Origin of the sequence: Polymorphobacter sp. (genome assembly GCF_048007885.1) — a bacterium.
GTDB lineage: Bacteria > Pseudomonadota > Alphaproteobacteria > Sphingomonadales > Sphingomonadaceae > Sandarakinorhabdus.
In genome coordinates, this window is sequence record NZ_CP180346.1 from 2,179,547 (window position 1) to 2,197,878 (window position 18,332).

Sequence of the window (18,332 nt, forward strand, 5' to 3'; positions counted from 1 at the left end):
GGCGTGAGCGCTGCCCTGAAAGTCGAGAATCTGGCCTGCCTGCGCGGTGACCGGCTGCTGTTCGAAGGCCTGAACTTCACGGTCGAGCCGGGTGGCGCCCTGCATCTGGAGGGGCCGAATGGCAGCGGAAAATCGAGCCTGATGCGGCTGCTGGCCGGTCTTCTCAGCCCCCTTGCCGGCGAGATCAGCGGGCCGGAGCGCAGCTATCTCGGCCATGATGTGGCGCTGAAGCCTAGGATGCAGCTGATCGACGAGCTTCGCCACTGGGCACGGCTCGATGATGGCACGGCGCGGCTGCCGCAAGCGATGGCGGCGATGAATGTGGCCGGGCTGGCCGAGGTGCCCTGCCGGCATCTCTCAAGCGGCCAGCGTCGCCGTGCGGGGCTGGCGCGCGTTCTGGCCAGCGGGGCGCCGCTCTGGCTGCTCGACGAGCCGACCGCCGGGCTTGATGCTGCATCAGCGGCGCTGCTGGCGGAAGCGATGGCGGCGCACCGGGCCGGGGGCGGCATGGTGGTGGCGGCGGTGCACGGCGATATCGGGCTTGAGCAGCCTGCGGTCGTGCGGCTCGGCTGATGCTCCTCACCCTCATCCGGCGCGATCTCGCGCTCACCGTTCGCTCGCCGGCAATCTGGATGCCGGTGATGTTCTTTGTGCTGGTCGCTGCGCTGTTCCCCTTCGCAGTCGGGCCGGATGCGCGGCTGCTGGCGCGCATCGCGCCCGGCGTGCTCTGGGTCTCGGCGTTGCTTGCCGCCCTGCTGCCGGTGGAAACGCTGCTGGCCCCTGACATGGAGGACGGCACACTCGACCAGCTGGCCAGCCGCGGCATCGCCATGGAGATGGTGGCGACCGCGCGGATCATCGCCCATTGGCTGGGTTTTGCGGTGCCGCTGCTCGCTGCCCTGCCCGTGGCTGGAATCCTTGTCGGCCTTGACGGCGAGACGGGCACCCGCCTCGCGCTTGCGCTTCTGCTCGGCACACCGGCGCTCGCTGCGCTGGCCGTTGTAGCGGCCGCGCTGACGGCGGGCTTGCGCGGTGGTGGCGCGCTGGCCGGGCTGATCGTGCTGCCGCTGGCGCTGCCGGTGCTGATCTTCGGCGTGGGCGCGGCGACACCGGGCGCGCTGCAATTGCTTGCGGCCGCGTCACTGGTGTCGCTCGCTGTCGCCCCCTTTGCCGCCGGAGCGGCGCTGAAGGGTGATTAGAACTTCACTTCGGCGATGACCCCGAAGCGACGCGGCGGCCGCAGACCGGCGATGAAGTTGCGGCGCAGGTCGTTGTTCGCGTCGGCATAGCGGATCAGCTGCTGCACCGAATCCTCGTTGAAGAGGTTGCGCACATAGAATTGCAGGCGGAAATTGTCGTTCTGCAGCCCGGCGCGGATGTCGGAGACGATTGAGTCTCCAGTCTGCGCCAGATTGTGCACCTGGGCGAAGCTGGTTGAGAGCACATAGGCGTTCATGCCGGCAAAGGCCTGCCAGCCGGTCGAGCCGATCTCGCGGCGATAGTCCGCATCGATGAACAGCGAGTGCTGGGGTGCACGCGGCAGCACCTTGCCGGTGATGTCGCCGAACAGCGGCTGGCAACCGGTGACGTCGGGGAATTGGTCGCCGGTCGAGCAATTGACCAGACCGTCGTCGGCAACGTCATTCAGCGTACCCTGATTTTCATCGACGCCGCGACGGAACTCGCTGTTGGCATAGGCATAGTTGGCGGTCAGCGTCAGTTCGCGCGTCGGGCGTGCCTGCAGCTCAACCTCGAAGCCATAGATCCGCGCGTCCCCGGCATTCTCGATCGCCGAAGTGGTCACCGGCGCTGCCGGCGGATTGACGATCTGCACCGGCTGGGTCAGCTGGTAGCCATCGATACTGTTGTAGAAGGCAGCGACATTGACGGTCAGCCCGCCGTTCAGGAAGGTGTTCTTCGAGCCGATTTCATAGGACGTCGCGTCTTCGGCATCAAAAGTGGCGCGGCCCACGGAGATGGCCGCCGGGCCATTGAAGCCGCCGGGTTTCTGGCCCTGCGCGAACACGGCATAGAGCAGATTGTTGTCGGTCACCTTAAAGTCGAGCGTGACGCGGGGCATGAACTTCTTGAAGGTCCGTTCCGCATCGAGCGGCGCGCCGACATTGCCCGCCTGCACCGTCGCGCTCTGGGCCAGCGTGCGGATACGCTCTTCCTGATAACGGCCTTCGGCGGTGATCGAGAAGGCATCGGTCAGATCATATTGCACCACGCCGAAGACGGCGATGTTGCGGATGTTGCTGACTTGGTTGTTGCGCAATTCCACAAGGCTCGACGTGTCCCCGGTCGGGAACAGGCAGAGCGGTGTGCGGGCGCAGACAGCCGCACGGGCGGCGGCCATGTTCGCGCTCGCCTCGGTTTGGGCATTGGCGGGCAGCACCCGGTTGTCGCGGAAATCGACATCCTGATCGAAGAAATAGCCGCCGACGAGAATGCGCGCCCGGTCCGCCTGATATTGCAGCCGCAGTTCCTGTGACCAGTCGGTCTGCTTCTGGCGGTTGGAGAAGGTGAAATCGGTTTTCGAGCTGGCGAAGCCAAGCGGCGCGGGCGGCCGGCCGAGCGGGAAGGCGGCGAAGATCACGCCCTGGAAACCGCCGGGCGAATAGTCCCCGTCGGTGCGCTGCGTGGTCACCCGGTTGTTGTACCCCGTGAGCGAGGTCAGCGTCAGGCTTTCGGACAGGTCAATGTCGATGCTCAGGCCGGTGTTAAGCGTGTCGACCGTGTTGCCGACAAAGTCGCCAGGTGCGAACTGTTCCGTATAGTTGGTGTTGATCTCCTGCGGCTGCACGATGCCGCAGAAATAGCGTCCATTGCCACGATAGCCGGCGCCGAAGCTGCCGCCATTGTCGAACAGGCAGTTGTTGTCATTGGCGTCAGTGGCGAAGACGGCGGGCTGTCCGTCCCGTGTGCTGTTGTAATTGCCGCGCAGGCTGGCGCGCACCGAGCCGCCATTGTCATATTTCAGCATGGCATAGCCGGACTTGGTTTCCTGAACCCCGATCGGCGTATTGTCGAAGGTGTTGGTGAACAGGCCTTCGTTCTTGAAATAGCGGCCACCCACGAAAAGCCCGAGGCCCTGGGCGATCGGCCCGCTCAGCGCGCCGGTGATGTCGTAGACCGTGCCTTCGGAGACATCGGCCTGCAGCCGCCCGCCCCAGCGATCCGTCGGCGCCTTGGAGATGATGTTGATCGCGCCCGAATAGGTGTTGCGGCCATAGAGCGCGCTCTGCGGGCCCTTGGCGACTTCGAGCCGCTCGATCGTGTCGACGTCATAATCGACCAGCGAGCCGTTGAAGTAGATGCCGTCGATGAAGAAGGCGACACCGGAATCGCCGAGGATGTTGGCCTGGCCGCGAATGACCGGGCGATTGGCATCACGGCCGAAGCTGTCGTCGAAAATCAGGCCGGCGGTGGCGCGGGACAGGTCGGTGATGCTGTTGAAACCAAGCCGGTCGATATTGGTGGACGACACCACCGACACCGCCAGCGGGGCGTCCTGCAGCCGCTCTTCGGTCTTGCGCGCGGTCACGACGATTTCGGCGATGGCATTGTCGAATTCGCTGGCCTGCTCCTGTGCGCCAGCAGATGTCAGTGGCACCAGCGCCGTGGCGCCGAGCAGGATAAGCTTGCGAATGGTCATGGTCCTGTCCCCTCTTTTCGATGGCGCGTTGCCATTTGCGCTATGTGAAGGATTTGTGGAGAAATGCGGAAAGTTGTCCAGACAAATTCCTGCGGACAGGCCAGCTAGCCGAGCGAGTGTGGCAAAAGTGCCGCACCCTCTTCGTGCCGCGAAAATGCCGCCGCACCGGCTGCGCGGTGCTGTTGCATTGCAGTTTTGCCCCGTCTCGGTGTAGACCCCTCCCGTTCAATCCAATTCGGGAGTGTCTCATGCTGTCTGCGCGTTTTTCGCTTCGTCTTCTCACCAGCCTTGCTGCCATGGCGGCGCTGACCGCCTGCGGTGGCGGCGGCGAAAGCGCGGCCGAGGCGCCGGCGGCGACCGAAACCGCTGCTGCCGAAGCGCCCGCAGCCGATGCCCCGGCCGAGGAGACTGCCCCGGCCGAGGCGCCCGCCGTTGATGTGGCTGCGGCCGAAGAGCCTGCGCCGGCAGCGGCCGAAGTGACCTATGCGTCGCTGACGGGTGACCCTGCCAAGGGCGAGAAGGTGTTTGGCCAGTGCCGCGCCTGCCATGTTGCGGAAGAGGGTGTGAACCGCGTCGGTCCCTCGCTGTGGAACGTGGTTGGCCGGCCGGCCGGCAGCATCGATGGCTTCAAGTACAGCCCGGCCAACAAGAACAGCGGCCTTGTCTGGACCGAAGAGCAGCTGTTCACCTATCTTGAAGCCCCGCAGCAGACGATCAAGGGCACGTACATGGCCTTTGCCGGCCTCAAGAAGCCGCAGGACCGTGCCGATGTGATCGCCTATCTCAAGACGCGCTCATAAGGCTTCGCACGCGATTTGAGGAAAGCCCCGGCTCTGCCGGGGCTTTTTTCATGTCTCAGCCAAAGGGGCCATTCAGTTCGACAACCTTGATGTTGAGCGCGCCGGCAAAGGTGACCCAGATCAGATAGGGCGCGAACAGCAGCGACGCGAGCCGCGAGAAGCGCCAGCAATAGAGAATGAGGATCAGGATCGAGGTCCAAAGGAACCAGACCTCGATGGCGGCCCAGTCGGGTCGCTGGACGCGAAAGAACAGGAAGCTCCAGAGCAGGTTGAGAAAGCCGTTCAGCGCGAACAGGCCGATGACGGTGTCAGCGCTGACCCGGTCGGGGGCCGCTCGCCAGGCGGTGGTGCCCGATATGGCGCAGAGCGCGAAGATCAGCGTCCAGGCCGGGCCAAAGGCGATGTCGGGCGGCGCCCAGCTCGGCTGTTCGAGGCTGCGGTACCAGGGGCCGAGCAGCGTGATCGTGGCGCCCACCGCCGCGGTAAGCGTGGCGGCGAGCGCGGCGATGAGACCAGGAAGAGCCCAGCGTCCCGGGTTCATCCCTGATTGCCTTCCATCGGATCAGGCAGCCTTCTGCTTGCCAAGGTTGCGCACCGCATTGGCCGCTGCCCCGATCAGCTGGCCGGTGTCCTTGATGAAGATCTTGACATGGGCCATCGGCTTTTTCTTCGCCAACTCCTTGTTCATATAGGCTTCCCAGGTCAGCTGCTGGATGTCCTTGTCCATGCACAGCTTGACGAAACGTTCGCGCATATTGTCGGAGCGGTACCAGAACCACTGCATCATCCCGAGCACCCAGAAGACCTGCCCATGCGCCTTCATGAAGCGCTTGCGGGCCTGCTTGAGGGCAGCGGCATCGCCGGTGCGGAGGAATTCGCCCGCCGCCTCAGCCGCCACCCGGCCGCCGAACATGGCATAATAGATGCCTTCGCCCGAAGCGGGCGCGACGGTGCCAGCGGCGTCGCCTGCCACCACCACATCCTTGCCATTGTCCCAGCGCTTGCGCGGGCGCAGCGGGATGGGCGCGCCTTCCACGCGCACGGTCTTGAACTCGGTCATGCCCAGCTCTTCGCGCAGATTGGCGACCGCCTTGCGCAGTTCGAAGCCCTTGACCGCAGAGCCGACGCCCACGCTGGTCTTGTCACCATGGGGGAAGACCCAGGCATAGAAATCCGGCGAATGCTTGCCCTGATAGAAGACGTCGCAGCGGTTGCCTTCAAAGCCCTTGAAGCCTTCCGGCGGGCTTTCAATCACCTCATGATAGGCGGAGACGAAGGGCGGCTTGTCCTCCTTGGGCAGAGCGGCGCGCGCGACCGCCGAATTGCCGCCATCGCAGCCGATGACGACCCGGGCGCGCGCGCGCAGCGGCTCGGAGCCGCGCGCAGCGCCCTTGGGGCGATAGGCGATCACGGCGGTGCCGTCCGCGTCACGCTCGAGCGCTTCGAAGGTGCCGTCGATGCGGGTGGCGCCGTTCCTGGCCGCACGCGCGCGCAGCCATTCGTCGAACACGTCGCGGTCGACCATGCCGACATAGCCGCCGTCGCCCACCGGCATATCGACCTTGCGGTCCTTCGGGCTGATCATGCGCGCCGAATTGGCAGTGGTGCAGAGCAGATCGAAGGGCACGTCGAAATCCTTGAGCATGCGCGGTGGCACGGCCCCGCCGCACGGCTTGATGCGCCCTGCCTTGTCGAGCAGCATGACCTTGTGACCGGCCAGCGCCAGATCATTGGCGGCCGTGGCGCCCGATGGGCCGCCGCCCACGACAATGGCGTCGAATTCTTCTGTCATGCCAACACTCCCCTAGATTGCGCGGCCCCTGCCGCCTGACGGTCGTTGAGTTGCACGGCGATGGCCGCCGCGATGAGGAACAAAAGCCCTTCGAACGCGAAAACCAGCTCGAAGGCGGCGCCGTCGGCGCCGATCAGCGCCCGGCCCCAATCAACGACGCTGGCGCCGAAGAAGCCGCCGAGCCCGAACGCCACCGCCTGTGCCGCGCCCCAAAGCCCCATGCGAATGCCTTCATGGCCCTTGAACTCGCCATTGGCGCCCCCGCGCCCGGCAAGCTCCAGCATCGAGCCGATGGCAGCGACGGCGAACACGCCATTGGCGAAGCCAAGTAGCACCACCGTTGGAACCAGCGGCCAGGCCGGGCCGATGCGGGCCGCCATGGCCAGGCCCGCCAGCGCCAGCGCTGAGGCGATACAGCCGCCGACGATCCATTTCTTGAGCCTGAGCCCCATGCGCCCGCCAAAGGCATGGCCACCGACGCCCACCACAATCATGCCGATGAGCACGCCGCCGTGCTGAAGGCCCGACAGCTTGGTCAATTCACCCGGCGTCATGCCGAACACCAGACCGGCGAAGGGCTCGAGAATGAGATCCTGCATCGAATAGGCGAGCATCGAGACGAAGACGAAGATCGAGAACAGACGCGTGAGCTGATCGCTCCAGATGCCGCGCAGCGCCGCCCCGAATCCGACCGTCGAGGGCCGCTCTTCGGGCGCAGGTGATGCCCCCTCGACGCGCCAGACCGCGAGGCTGGTGAGCAGCAGGGCGATCAGCGCCAGTCCGGCGGAAATCTCGATCAGCCGCGCCGGCGTGAACGGGTCGATGAGATTGCCGACCGTGGTGGCGGAAATGACGATGCCGAGGATCATCATGATCCACGTCAGCGACGCCGCCGCCGGGCGCCGGGCTTCGGCCGTGCGCGAGGCCAGCAGCGCCAGCAGCGAGGTGCCGGAGGCGCCCACACCCGTGCCGATCAGCGCATAGGCCAGCACGGCGAGCGCCAGCGCCGGAGCCAGCGGGCCGTCCATCATCGTCGTGGCCACCGACGCCAGCACCCCGCCCAGGCCAAGCACCGCCATCCCGCCGATGATCCAGGGCGTGCGGCGCCAGCCCTGATCGGAGCCATGGCCCCATTTCGGGCGGCTGAGCTGGACGGCGTAATGAAAGGCGACGAGCCCGGCCGGCAGGGCTGCGGCCGTGGCATATTCCACAACCATGATGCGGTTGAGCAGCGAGCTCGCCAGCATCACCACCGCGCCAAGGCTGCTTTGCACCAGCCCGAGCCGCGCGATGCCCAGCCAGCTGAGGGGCGGCAGGGCGGGCTGGGCGATGGCAGCAGACATCAGGCGAGCCCCCGCATGCCGATGGCCGCCGTCAACATGCCCAGCACATAGAGGCTGACGCCGGTGGCATTGTAGAGCGGCGCTTCCCTGGCCGGGTTGGCGATCAGCTTCTGCATGAACACGAACTGGCTGGCCACCGAGAAGGCGACAAGCGCTGCGGGAAAGATCAGGCCCCAGCGGCTGAGCAGCAAGGCCACGATCAGCTGCGGAATGGCCATGGTCCAGCAGGCGAGATGCGCGGCGCGCCGCTCACCGAGCATGACCGGGATCGAGCGCACGCCGGACACGCGGTCACCTTCCACCGCCTTGAAGTCATTCAGCACCATGATGCCGTGCGCGCCGAGCGCATAAAGGCACAGCACGGCAATGATCCGGCTGTCAGGCACGCCGCCAACCATAACCGCAGCGCCGGTGAACCATGTCAGCCCCTCATAAGCGGCGGCGCAGACAAGCGGCCCCCACCAGCCATTGGCTTTGGCGCGAATGGGCGGGGCCGAATAGATCCAGGCCAGAAATACACCGAGCACCGTCGCCCAACCGACAACGGTGTTGATGGCAAAGCCCACGCCGAGCGAGATAATGCTGCCGGCGACGGCGATATAGAGCCCCCAGCGCCCCGGCACGCGGCCCGAGGGAATCGGCCGGTCGGGCTCATTGATAGCGTCGACATGGCGGTCAAACCAGTCGTTGATCGCCTGGCTGTTGCCGCACACCAGCGGGCCGGCGAGCATCATGCCGGCGATGAGAAACCCCAGCCTGTCGGCCAGCGGCACGCCGGATGAAACGACCCCGCACATGAACGCCCACATCGGCGGAAACCATGTGACCGGCTTCAGCAGCGTCAGCACATCGCGGGGATGCGGAACCCTGCGAACACTGGTGGGAAAAGTAGCGGCATCCATGGCGGTGTAAGCTAAACTTGACAGTGGCGGTCGTCAACGCGGCTTGACGCCTGATCGCGCGCTTTTTTGCCCGGTTTCAGTCCTGATCCGGCATCAGATTGCCGAGCCCATGGCGGTGCAGCTTGGAATAGAGGCTCTGGCGCGAGAGACCGAGAATTTCGGCCGCCGACGCCCGGTTGTCGGAGGTGTAGGTGAGCGCGGCCTCGATGCACAGCCGCTCGATGAGGTCGGTCAATTCGCGCACGATTTCCTTGAGCGACACGCGGCCGACAAGCTCGGTCAGCTGCTCGACCGACCGGGGCAGCGGCTGGCCGCCCGGGGTTTCGGCGGCAAGCCGGCTGGCCCGGCGGATGGAGATGCCGTGGCGCAGCTCGCCGCCATCATCAGACGTCACGGCCGACACCTCGACCTCCTCTTCGCCCGAAGGAGCGCGGATGACCGTCGCGAAATTGCGGACCGCGCCATGCTCCTTGAGCTGGCCGGTGAGAAGCCCGAGGTCGATGCCCGGGCGGCCCAGAAACTGGCCGAGCGGGCGGCCGCGGACGTCTTCGGCGCGCGGACTGGCAACGAGATCGAGAAACAGGCCATTGGCCGCCAGAATGTCCATGCGCGCATCGACAAGCACAAAGGCATCGGGCATCCGGTCGAGCACTTCGGCAAGCGGGCGCTCGCCAGTCCGGCCCGCACGATCCGACAGCGGTTGCAGGCGGATCAGCAGATAGCTGCCGCGATCCTGCCGGAACAGCGTTGCCGACATCTGACAGGCCTCGCCGCCGATCATCTCGATGCGGCTGGGGTGGCGCTGGTCGGCAGCCGCGGCAGCGCCGAGCAGTGCGGTCGCGGCTTCGCGCTGGTGCGGCGCCACAATGCTGATGAAGGGCTGCTGGTCGAGCTGGGTGGCTGTCTGCCCGGCAAGGCGGCGCGCGGCCGGATTCGCCTCGACAATGCGCCGGTTGGCCGTGTCAACGACGATGATCGGCTCGGCTGCGGTCTCGAACAACAGGCGGTAGCGCGCTTCCAGCTGGCGCAACCGCAGCGAGTCGCGTTCCATGGATTGCTGCGCGCGGAGCAGCCTCTGCTGCAGCGCGGCGGCGGCGCGCATGTCGCGGCCGATGGCGACCAGCCGGCCGTCGTCACCAGCCGGCACGGCGAGGTAGCGGATTGGCAAGTCACCGGCCACCGAGGGATGGTTGACCTGCCGCCAGCGCCCGCCCGAGCCGCTTTCCAGCATTTCATCAATTTTGGCGCGATTCTCGGGCAGCACGGTTTCGGCCCAGCGTCGGCCAATCCAGTCCTGCAGGCCGTGTTCGGCCAGTTCGCTGTTGCCCATGGCGACGTCGCGCACACGCCCGTCGCCATCAATCAGCAAGGTGACGTCTGACGCAGCGGCCAGCGCCTGAACCGTGGCTTCTGCCGGCAGCGGGCCCAGCGCAGACAGGGGCAGCCGATCGCCCGAGGCAGGGCCGCTCAGGTCCTTGTCCGGGAACGTTCGGGCGTCCATCGTCGTGGCGTTTCCTTTATCCATCGAGCCGATGCCCGCCCAAGGTCAAACTGCGCTCAGGCGCCCGGCGGTGCGCTGGCATTCAGCGCCCGCCCGGCATCCGAGGTGTCCGAAGCCATCAGTGTCTCGGCCAGCTTGACCGCGAGCTGCCCGTCGGCAGCCGTGCCATCAGCCCCGATCTCGCTCGCCAGCGCCGGGTTTTCCGTAAACACCCGCCCGCCGACGAGGATGAGAACCTGCGGATTGCGGGATACCCGGCGAAGCTCGACGATGGTGCGAGCCAGCGGCGCGACATGCCGTTCCACGCTGACGGTGAGGCCGATCAGATCGAAACTGCGGCCCGCGGCCAGCGCGATGAGTTCATGGTCATCAAGTGCAGGCGCGCTCCACGTCTGCCAGCCAGCGCGCCGGAAGAATTCCTCGACAATCAAGGCGCCAAGTCCATGCTGCTCGCCGGGTGCCGGCGAAAACAGCGCCCGGCGCTCCGCGCCTGCGGCGGCGCCCGTGCCCGGCACCAGCGCAGACAGGGCATGAACGATTTCCTGCAGCCGCCAAAGGCCCATCGTTACATCGACGAAATCACAGGCATCCTGATCCCACCAGGTGCCCAGCTGGCGCGCAGCAGGTGCCAGAAGCTCCAGATAAATGGTCTCGACATCGATGCCGCCGGCCATCACTGCCTCGATCTGCGCCATCAGCGGGCCGACTTCCTCAGTGAGCGTTGCGGCGGCAAACCGCTCGGCAACTTCGACAGGCACCGAAAGATTGCCATCGGTCGGCTCGACCCGTCCAGCTGCCGCCACCGCCTCGACAGCCAGATCATGGCTGTTCAACCCATCACGGTGGGCCACCAGAAGACGCGGAATGATATCAGCTTCAATGACCCGGGCCAGCGCATCCGGGCTCGACGCTTCCTTGCCGCGCCCGGTCGCCCGGCGCGCCCGCTCAAGGCCATCGCTCAACTTGCGGCCTGCAGCAGATTTCGCCTCCCTGGCGACGTCAAGCATCGATGGCATCCCGTTCCCCGCTGCGTTCTGTTATCGTTCCCTCGGCGGCAAACGGTCGCGCATGCTGTCAATCCAGCAAGCCGCAGTCGTCTGCCTATGCGGGAACGCTACTTGAGCAGCGCTCATCCTTCAAGGCTTGGAGTGTGCCGTTTGCGCCTGAGTTGTCAAATCCTTTTGACGTAAAGTCAGGTTGACACTCACCGTCCGAATGCTAGTTTTTGCCGGCATGAGGAGAGACGGTTTGGACCGGCAATTGGGGAGGCCCGACGCGCGCGTCGGGCAGGAGGAGCAGGGAGAGCCGGCTGGCGCTGCGAGCGCTGGTCGCTGGCGCCTGCCGCCGCTGGTCAAGACACCGCTTTACACACCTGAAGAGCGCGTTCGCCGCGATACATCACGCTGGACGCTGGTGCAGGGGTTGCTTGCTCCGGTGCAGTTCCTGATTTTCGGTATCAGCCTCTATCTGGTGCTCGATTACCTTCGCACTGGTGAAAACAAGGACTGGGCGGAATGGTCTGTCGTCGTCAAGACGGTGGCACTTTACACGATCATGATCACCGGTGCGATCTGGGAGAAAGTTGTCTTTGGAAAATATCTCTTTGCTGAAAGCTTCTTCTGGGAAGACGTATTTTCGATGCTCGTCATCGCGCTCCATACGGCTTATCTCGTCGCGCTGTTCTTCGACCTCCTGCCCTCCGTGCAGCTGATGTGGGTCGCGCTCGCGGCCTATTTCACCTATGTCATCAACGCCGGCCAGTTCATCTGGAAGCTGCGTATGGCCCGGCTCGAAGGCGGCAAGTCGGCGCCGGCTGACGGCGCCAAGGATGTGGTGGCCGCATGAGCCTTGGTGCCGTCCCCGCCATCGACTCGGCCGAGCGGCCGGTGTTGCGCGAGCGGGGGCAGCGGGAAGTTTTCTGCGGTCTGACCGGCATCGTCTGGCTGCACCGCAAGATCCAGGACGCGTTTTTTCTCGTCGTCGGCTCGCGCACCTGCGCGCACCTGCTGCAATCGGCGGCGGGCGTGATGGTGTTTGCCGAGCCACGTTTCGCCACGGCGATCATCGAAGAGCGCGATCTCGCCGGTCTCGCGGATGCCAATGAAGAGCTTGACCGGGTGGTCACGCGGCTGCTGGCCCGCCGCCCCGATATCCGCCAGCTGTTCCTCGTCGGATCCTGCCCGAGCGAGGTCATCAAGCTTGACCTCAAGCGCGCGGCGGAGCGGCTCAACGCGCGCACCATGCCGGCTGTGCGCGTGCTCAACTATTCCGGCTCGGGCATCGAAACCACCTTCACCCAGGGCGAGGACGCCTGCCTGGCCGCGCTCGTCCCTGAGATGCCGGCCGATGACAGCGATCAGCTGCTGATCGTGGGCGCGCTGCCCGATGTCGTCGAAGACCAGTTCCTGCGCCTGTTCGCCGAGCTGGGCATCAACAAGGTTCGCTGCCTGCCAGCGCGCAAATCGACCGCGCTCCCCGGTGTCGGCAGGAACACGCGCTTTTTGCTGGCCCAGCCGTTTCTGGGCGATACCGGGCAGGCGCTTGAAGGCCGCGGCGCGCGCCATCTGCCGGCGCTGTTTCCTTTCGGCGCCGAGGGCACGACCGCCTGGCTTGAGGCGGCCGCGATCGAGTTCGGCATCGACCCGATGCACTTCCGCAAGGTGGTCGCGCCGGGGCGCGAGCGCGCCAAGCGCGCGATGGCCCGGCAGGCGGAGACGCTGGCGGGCAAACGCATCTTCTTCATGCCCAATTCGCAGCTCGAGGTGCCGCTGGCGCGCTTTCTGCAGAGCGAGCTCGGCATGGAGCTTGTCGAGGTCGGCACGCCCTATCTGCACAAGGCCCATCTGGCGGCCGAGCTGGCAGCGCTGCCGGCGGGTGTCCAGCTTTCAGAAGGGCAGGATGTCGATATCCAGCTCGACCGTGTGCGCGCCAGCCGGCCCGACCTGACCGTGTGTGGGCTTGGCCTTGCCAATCCGCTGGAAAGCGAAGGGCTGGCGACCAAATGGGCGATCGAGCTCGTCTTCACGCCCGTTCACGGTTTCGATCAGGCCGGTGATCTGGCCGAACTATTCGCGCGGCCGCTAGTGCGCCGCGATCGGCTGGTGGTCTGATGCAGCTGACGGTCTGGACATATGAGGGTCCGCCGCATGTCGGCGCGATGCGGGTCGCGACCGGCATGAAGGGGCTGCACTATGTGCTTCATGCCCCTCAGGGCGATACCTATGCTGATCTGCTGTTCACCATGATCGAGCGGCGCGACCATCGCCCGCCCGTCACCTACACGACCTTCCAGGCCCGCGATCTGGGCAAGGACACGGCCGAGCTGTTCCAGAAGGCCGCGCGCGAAGCCTATGCCCGCTTCGAGCCGCAGGCGATGATCGTGGGTGCCAGCTGCACCGCCGAGCTGATCCAGGATGACCCGGCCGGACTCGCCGAGACCATGGGGCTGCCCTGCCCGGTGATCGCGCTCGAATTGCCCAGCTATTCGCGCAAGGAGAATTGGGGCGCGTCAGAGACCTTCTACCAGATTGTCCGTCAGCTCGCCGACAAAGAGCGTCGCCCGGCGCCGCGCGAGGGCCGCCGCCCGCGCGCAAATCTGCTCGGGCCGACCGCGCTCGGGTTTCGCCACCGCGATGACATTGTCGAGATCAGTCGCTTGCTGGCTGCCATGGGCATCGATGTGCACAGTGTGGCGCCGATGGGGGCGACGCCGGCCGATATCGTTGCGCTCGGCGAGGCCGATTTCAACGTCCTGCTCTATCCCGAAACCGGGCTGGAAGCGGCGCGCTGGCTGGAAAAGACCTTTGGCCAGGCATGCACCAGCGTCGTGCCCATCGGCATCGAGGCCACGCGGCGCTTTATCGCCGAGGTGGCCGGGATCGCTGGTGTGCCCGTGCCGGCCGATCTTGATGCGGGGCGCATGTCCTGGTGGTCGCGGTCAATCAATTCGACCTATCTGACCGGCAAACAAGTCTTCATCTTCGGTGACGCCAGCCATGCGGTTGCCGCTGCCCGGATCGCCCGCGACGAGCTTGGGTTCGAAGTCGTCGGGCTTGGCTGCTACAACCGCGAATTCGCCCGCGATGTGCGCGCCATGGCCAAGGAGCTTGGCCTCGAGCCGCTGATCACCGACGACTATCTCGAGGTGGAAGAAGCCATCGCTGCCGCCACGCCCGAACTGGTGTTGGGCACGCAGATGGAGCGTCACATCGCCAAGCGACTGCGACTTCCATGCGCCGTGATCTCCGCGCCGGTACATGTGCAGGACTTTCCGGCCCGCTATTCGCCGCAGATGGGCTTTGAAGGCGCGCAGGTGATCTTCGATACCTGGGTGCACCCGCTGGTCATGGGTCTTGAAGAGCATCTGCTGACCATGTTCCGCGAGGATTTCGAATTTTCGGACGCCGCCGGCCCCAGCCATCTGGGCCATGGCGCAGCTCCTCAGGAAGCGCCGGCGCCCGTCGCCGAAGCCCCGCAGGCCGCACCCGAGCCGGAAGGCTGGCAGGTCGATGCCGAGCGCGAGCTGAACAAGATTCCGTTCTTCGTGCGCGGCAAGGCGCGCCGGAACACCGAACGCTTTGCCGCCGAGCACGGCATCAAGGCCATAACAGTCGAGACATTGTACGAAGCGAAGGCCCATTATGCGCGCTGACACGCCTCCCTCTGCCGGAAACCCCGCCGATATCGTGCGGGTGGTCATCATTACGCTGGACAACCATCTTTCTGGCGCCATCGAGCGGGCACGGGCGCGCTTCGCCCGGGAACAGCCGGGCGTTCAGATCGCCTTTCATGCCGCTGCCGATTTCGACCAGCCGGGCAAGCTCGACGCCGCCCGCGCCGACATTGCCAAGGGTGACATCATCCTGGCGACGATGCTGTTCCTCGAAGATCATATTCGCGCCGTCCGGCCCGCGCTCGAAGCGCGCCGCGATGACTGCGATGCGATGGTCTGCCTGATGTCGGCGTCCGATGTCGTGAAGCTGACCCGCATGGGCGACTATCGGATGGACAAGCCGCCCAAGGGGCCGCTTGGCTGGCTCAAGAAGCTGCGGGGCTCCTCCAAATCGGGTGCGCCCAATTCAGGCGCGGCGCAGATGGCGGTGCTGCGGCGCCTGCCCAAGCTCTTGAAGTTCGTGCCCGGAACCGCGCAGGACGTGCGCGCCTATTTCCTCACGCTCCAATATTGGCTGGCCGGTTCGGACGACAATGCCTTCCAGATGATCCGTGCGCTTGTCGACCGTTACGCCGATGGCCCGCGCAAGGGCCTGCGCGGCAAGTTCCAGGTCGAGGCGCCGCAGGATTACCCCGAGGTCGGCGTATATCACCCCGATCTACCGCACCGCATGAGCAGCAACGTAGCCGACCTGCCGCGCCGCAAGGATGCGGTCGGCACCATCGGCTTGGTAGTCCTGCGCTCCTATGTGCTCGGGCGCGACGCCAATCACTATGACGGCGTGATCCGGGCGCTGGAGGCGCGCGGGCTCAACGTCATCACCGCCTTTGCCAATGGGCTTGATGCCCGCCCGGCCATCGAGGCGCTGATGATGAAGGACGGGGAAGCCACCGTCGATGCGCTGGTCAACCTCACTGGCTTCAGCCTCGTCGGCGGTCCGGCCTATAACGATGCCGAAGCCGCCGAAGCAATCCTGGCGAAGCTGGACCGGCCCTATGTCTCGGCCTTTCCGGTCGAGTTCCAGACGCTTCAGCAATGGGGCGCCAACCGTCAGGGCCTGCTGGCGATGGAATCGACGATCATGGTCGCCATTCCAGAGCTTGATGGCGGCACCACGCCGATCATGTTCGGTGGCCGTTCGGAGGCCAGCGGCGAGGCCTGCACCGGCTGCGAGCGGCGCTGCACCTGGGCGCCGGCGGAAACCGTGCGCGCCATGCAGAGCTGCCCCGAGCGGGCAGAGGCGCTGGCGGACCGGATGGTCAAGATGGCCCGGCTTCGCCGCTCCAAGGAGGCGGAGCGCAAGATCGGTATCGTGCTGTTCAATTTCCCGCCAAATGGCGGTGCAGCCGGCACGGCGCAGTTCCTCGCCGTGTTCGAATCGCTCCATGCCACGCTCAAGCGGCTGAAGGCGGAGGGCTATGATGTCGACGTGCCCGCCGATGCTGATGCGGTGCGCGAGGCGGTGATCGGCGGCAATGCGATGCGCTACGGCACCGAGGCCAATGTCCATGCCAAGGTCAGCGCCGAGCATATCGTCGCGACCGAGCCGTATCTCAACGAGATCGAGGCGGAATGGGGTCCGGCACCGGGCAAATTCCAGTCCGATGGCAGCAATGTCTTCATCCTCGGCGCCCAGTTCGGCAATGTCTTCATCGGCATCCAGCCCGCACTTGGCTATGAGGGCGACCCGATGCGGTTGCTGTTCGACGGCCGCTTCGCGCCGACCCATGCCTTCATGGCCTTCTACCGCTGGCTGCGGAACGATTTCGGCGCCCATGCCGTGCTCCATTATGGCACCCATGGCAGCCTTGAGTTCATGCCCGGCAAGCAGACCGGCATGAGCGCGGCCTGCTGGCCCGAGCGGCTGATCGGGGATCTGCCCAACATCTATCTCTATGCCGCCAACAACCCGTCGGAAGGCGTGCTCGCCAAGCGGCGATCCTATGCGACTTTGGTCTCTTATCTCACCCCGGCGCTCACCAATTCGGGTCTCTACAAGGGCCTTGCCGACCTGAAGGCGAGCATCGACCGCTGGCGCTCGTGCGATCCCGAGGCCGGTGAACTGGAGACCCTGTCCGAGATCATCGCCGAGCAGGCCGAAGCGCTCGACCTCGATGGCAGCAACGTGCCGGCGCTGGCGGCGAAAATCTATGAGATCGAGCAGGAGCTGATTCCGCAAGGCCTGCATGTCGCCGGCGCTGCGGCGACACCGGAAGAGCGGATCGACATGCTGTCAGCGGTGGCCAGCGCCCGCGAGACGCCGCTGCCCCGTGAGACGGTGGAGGCAATCGTCTATGGCCGGATCGCCCCCGACACGCCGCTGCTGCGCGAGCTCGCCAATATGAACACCGCACTGTCGCAGAACCATGAGCTCGATGGGCTGGTGGCCGCGCTGGGCGCTCATTATGTGCGCCCGGTTGCGGGTGGCGACATCCTGCGGACGCCGGAAATCCTGCCCACCGGGCGCAACATCCATGGTTTCGACCCCTTCCGCCTGCCCTCGGCCTTCGCCGTGCGTGACGGCGCGGCGCAGGCGCAGAAGCTCATCGACCGCAGTCTCGCCGACAGCGGCCATCTGCCTGAAACGGTGGCGATGGTGCTTTGGGGCACCGACAATCTGAAGAGCGAGGGCGCGCAGCTGGCGCAGGCGCTCTATCTGATCGGCGCGCGGCCGCGGTTCGACAGCTACAACCGCCTCGCGGGCGCCGAGCTGATCCCGCTCGAAGAGCTGGGCCGTCCGCGCATCGATGTGGTCGTCACGCTGTCGGGCGTGTTCCGCGACCTGCTGCCGCTCCAGACCCGGATGCTGGCGGAAGCCGCGCTCCTCGCGTCACAGGCCGACGAGCCGACGCATTTGAATTTCGTGCGCAAGCACAGCCTTCAGCATTGCGCTGAGCACGGGGTCGACATGGAAACCGCAAGCTTGCGGGTCTACAGCAATGCCGAAGGCGCCTACGGTGCCAACGTCAACCTGCTGATCGATTCGAGCGGCTGGACCGACCCCAATGAACTGGCCGACTGTTTCGAGCGGCAGAAGGGCTATGCGTACGGCGTCAAGGGCGCGCCAGTGCGTCAGGCCGAAATGCTGGCGGCTACACTGAAGACGGTCGACTGCGCCTATCAGAATCTCGAAATCGGTCGAGCTCGGCATCACCACCATCGATCAATATGTCGATACGCTGGGCGGCATCAGCCGCGCCGTCACTCGCGCCAAGGGCGGCGAGGCCGCACCGGTCTATATCGGCGATCAGACGCAGGGTGCTGGCAAGGTCCGTTCGCTGGGGGAGCAGGTCAGCCTCGAGACGCGGACCCGCATCCTCAATCCGGTCTGGATCGAGGGTCAGCTGCGCCATGGCTATGAAGGCGTGCGGCAGGTCGAGGCGGCGGTGACGACGACGATGGGCTGGTCGGCGACCACCGGCGAGGTCGACCCCTGGGTCTATCAGCGCATCACCGAGACCTATGTGCTCGACACCGAAATGCGTGACCGGATCGCCAAGATGAACCCCCGGGCGGCCGCCAAGATGGCCAACCGGCTGATCGAGGCCAGCGACCGCAAATATTGGACGCCCGACCCCGAAACCCTCGCTGCGCTTTATGCAGCAACCGATGCCATCGAGGACGCCCTCGAAGGTGTGGGCCAAACTCAAGCGGCGTAAGGATG

General features: G+C 65.7%; 13 protein-coding genes and 1 pseudogene. 7 read left to right on the plus strand and 7 right to left on the minus strand.

From position 1 onward, the window contains the following. Window positions 1-3 precede the first annotated feature (3 nt). Together ccmA and ccmB are read left to right on the plus strand one after the other, a co-directional pair. Window positions 4-573 (plus strand): heme ABC exporter ATP-binding protein CcmA, encoded by a 570-nt coding sequence (gene ccmA, locus ACMVO5_RS10480; protein ID WP_416907458.1) that lies wholly within the window; start codon window positions 4-6, stop codon window positions 571-573. Continuing rightward, complete coding sequence (ccmB, locus tag ACMVO5_RS10485) at window positions 573-1,199, plus strand: heme exporter protein CcmB (protein WP_416907459.1); 627 nt, start codon at window positions 573-575, stop codon at window positions 1,197-1,199. The genes ccmA and ccmB overlap by 1 nt, the downstream gene beginning before the upstream one ends. On the opposite strand, the gene ACMVO5_RS10490 is transcribed toward ccmB, so the two are convergent. Then, complete coding sequence (locus ACMVO5_RS10490) at window positions 1,196-3,658, minus strand: TonB-dependent receptor (protein ID WP_416907460.1); 2,463 nt, start codon at window positions 3,656-3,658, stop codon at window positions 1,196-1,198. The genes ccmB and ACMVO5_RS10490 overlap by 4 nt on opposite strands. A gap of 248 nt (window positions 3,659-3,906) precedes the next feature. Here ACMVO5_RS10490 and ACMVO5_RS10495 point away from each other — a divergent pair, with 248 nt between their 5' ends. Next, window positions 3,907-4,458 (plus strand): c-type cytochrome, encoded by a 552-nt coding sequence (locus tag ACMVO5_RS10495; RefSeq protein WP_416907461.1) that lies wholly within the window; start codon window positions 3,907-3,909, stop codon window positions 4,456-4,458. Between the two features lie 55 nt (window positions 4,459-4,513). Here the strand turns inward: ACMVO5_RS10495 and ACMVO5_RS10500 are convergent, their stop codons facing one another. The 6 genes from ACMVO5_RS10500 to ACMVO5_RS10525 all read right to left on the minus strand — a co-directional run bounded on the left by ACMVO5_RS10500 (window position 4,514) and on the right by ACMVO5_RS10525 (window position 10,958). After that, on the minus strand, window positions 4,514-4,999 hold the full coding sequence (locus ACMVO5_RS10500; RefSeq protein ID WP_416907462.1) for a TspO/MBR family protein: 486 nt from the start codon (window positions 4,997-4,999) through the stop codon (window positions 4,514-4,516). A 21-nt stretch (window positions 5,000-5,020) separates the two neighbouring features. Then, a complete protein-coding gene (locus ACMVO5_RS10505; protein WP_416907463.1) occupies window positions 5,021-6,250 on the minus strand; it encodes a geranylgeranyl diphosphate reductase in 1,230 nt (409 codons plus the stop codon). Beyond that, window positions 6,247-7,593: a BCD family MFS transporter gene (locus ACMVO5_RS10510; protein ID WP_416907464.1), complete on the minus strand. Its 1,347-nt coding sequence runs from the start codon at window positions 7,591-7,593 to the stop codon at window positions 6,247-6,249. The genes ACMVO5_RS10505 and ACMVO5_RS10510 overlap by 4 nt, the downstream gene beginning before the upstream one ends. Continuing rightward, a complete protein-coding gene (chlG, locus tag ACMVO5_RS10515; RefSeq protein ID WP_416907465.1) occupies window positions 7,593-8,441 on the minus strand; it encodes a chlorophyll synthase ChlG in 849 nt (282 codons plus the stop codon). Before chlG ends, ACMVO5_RS10510 begins: the two co-directional genes overlap by 1 nt. 130 nt (window positions 8,442-8,571) lie before the next feature. Continuing rightward, window positions 8,572-9,996: a transcriptional regulator PpsR gene (gene ppsR / locus ACMVO5_RS10520; protein ID WP_416907466.1), complete on the minus strand. Its 1,425-nt coding sequence runs from the start codon at window positions 9,994-9,996 to the stop codon at window positions 8,572-8,574. Between the two features lie 56 nt (window positions 9,997-10,052). Beyond that, on the minus strand, window positions 10,053-10,958 hold the full coding sequence (locus ACMVO5_RS10525; protein ID WP_416907467.1) for a cobalamin B12-binding domain-containing protein: 906 nt from the start codon (window positions 10,956-10,958) through the stop codon (window positions 10,053-10,055). Between the two features lie 286 nt (window positions 10,959-11,244). On the opposite strand from ACMVO5_RS10525, the gene bchF reads away from it, so the two are divergent. The 4 genes and pseudogenes from bchF to ACMVO5_RS10545 all read left to right on the plus strand — a co-directional run bounded on the left by bchF (window position 11,245) and on the right by ACMVO5_RS10545 (window position 18,327). Further along, window positions 11,245-11,841 (plus strand): 2-vinyl bacteriochlorophyllide hydratase, encoded by a 597-nt coding sequence (gene bchF, locus ACMVO5_RS10530; RefSeq protein WP_416907468.1) that lies wholly within the window; start codon window positions 11,245-11,247, stop codon window positions 11,839-11,841. Beyond that, window positions 11,838-13,106 (plus strand): ferredoxin:protochlorophyllide reductase (ATP-dependent) subunit N, encoded by a 1,269-nt coding sequence (locus ACMVO5_RS10535; RefSeq protein WP_416907469.1) that lies wholly within the window; start codon window positions 11,838-11,840, stop codon window positions 13,104-13,106. The genes bchF and ACMVO5_RS10535 overlap by 4 nt, the downstream gene beginning before the upstream one ends. Further along, window positions 13,106-14,647 carry a ferredoxin:protochlorophyllide reductase (ATP-dependent) subunit B gene (bchB, locus tag ACMVO5_RS10540; protein WP_416907470.1) on the plus strand — a complete coding sequence of 514 codons (1,542 nt, stop codon included), beginning with the start codon at window positions 13,106-13,108 and terminating at the stop codon, window positions 14,645-14,647. Before ACMVO5_RS10535 ends, bchB begins: the two co-directional genes overlap by 1 nt. After that, window positions 14,637-18,327: pseudogene (locus ACMVO5_RS10545) on the plus strand (magnesium chelatase subunit H). The gene bchB and the pseudogene ACMVO5_RS10545 overlap by 11 nt, the downstream one beginning before the upstream one ends. Window positions 18,328-18,332 lie beyond the last annotated feature (5 nt).

Coding starts and splice junctions, on each gene's coding strand:
- ccmB (WP_416907459.1), top strand. CDS start 573: ATGCTCCTCACCCTCATCCGGCGCGATCTCGCGCTCACCGTTCGCTCG.
- ACMVO5_RS10490 (WP_416907460.1), bottom strand. CDS start 3,658: ATGACCATTCGCAAGCTTATCCTGCTCGGCGCCACGGCGCTGGTGCCA.
- ACMVO5_RS10495 (WP_416907461.1), top strand. CDS start 3,907: ATGCTGTCTGCGCGTTTTTCGCTTCGTCTTCTCACCAGCCTTGCTGCC.
- ACMVO5_RS10500 (WP_416907462.1), bottom strand. CDS start 4,999: ATGAACCCGGGACGCTGGGCTCTTCCTGGTCTCATCGCCGCGCTCGCC.
- ACMVO5_RS10505 (WP_416907463.1), bottom strand. CDS start 6,250: ATGACAGAAGAATTCGACGCCATTGTCGTGGGCGGCGGCCCATCGGGC.
- ACMVO5_RS10510 (WP_416907464.1), bottom strand. CDS start 7,593: ATGTCTGCTGCCATCGCCCAGCCCGCCCTGCCGCCCCTCAGCTGGCTG.
- ppsR (WP_416907466.1), bottom strand. CDS start 9,996: ATGGACGCCCGAACGTTCCCGGACAAGGACCTGAGCGGCCCTGCCTCG.
- ACMVO5_RS10535 (WP_416907469.1), top strand. CDS start 11,838: ATGAGCCTTGGTGCCGTCCCCGCCATCGACTCGGCCGAGCGGCCGGTG.
- bchB (WP_416907470.1), top strand. CDS start 13,106: ATGCAGCTGACGGTCTGGACATATGAGGGTCCGCCGCATGTCGGCGCG.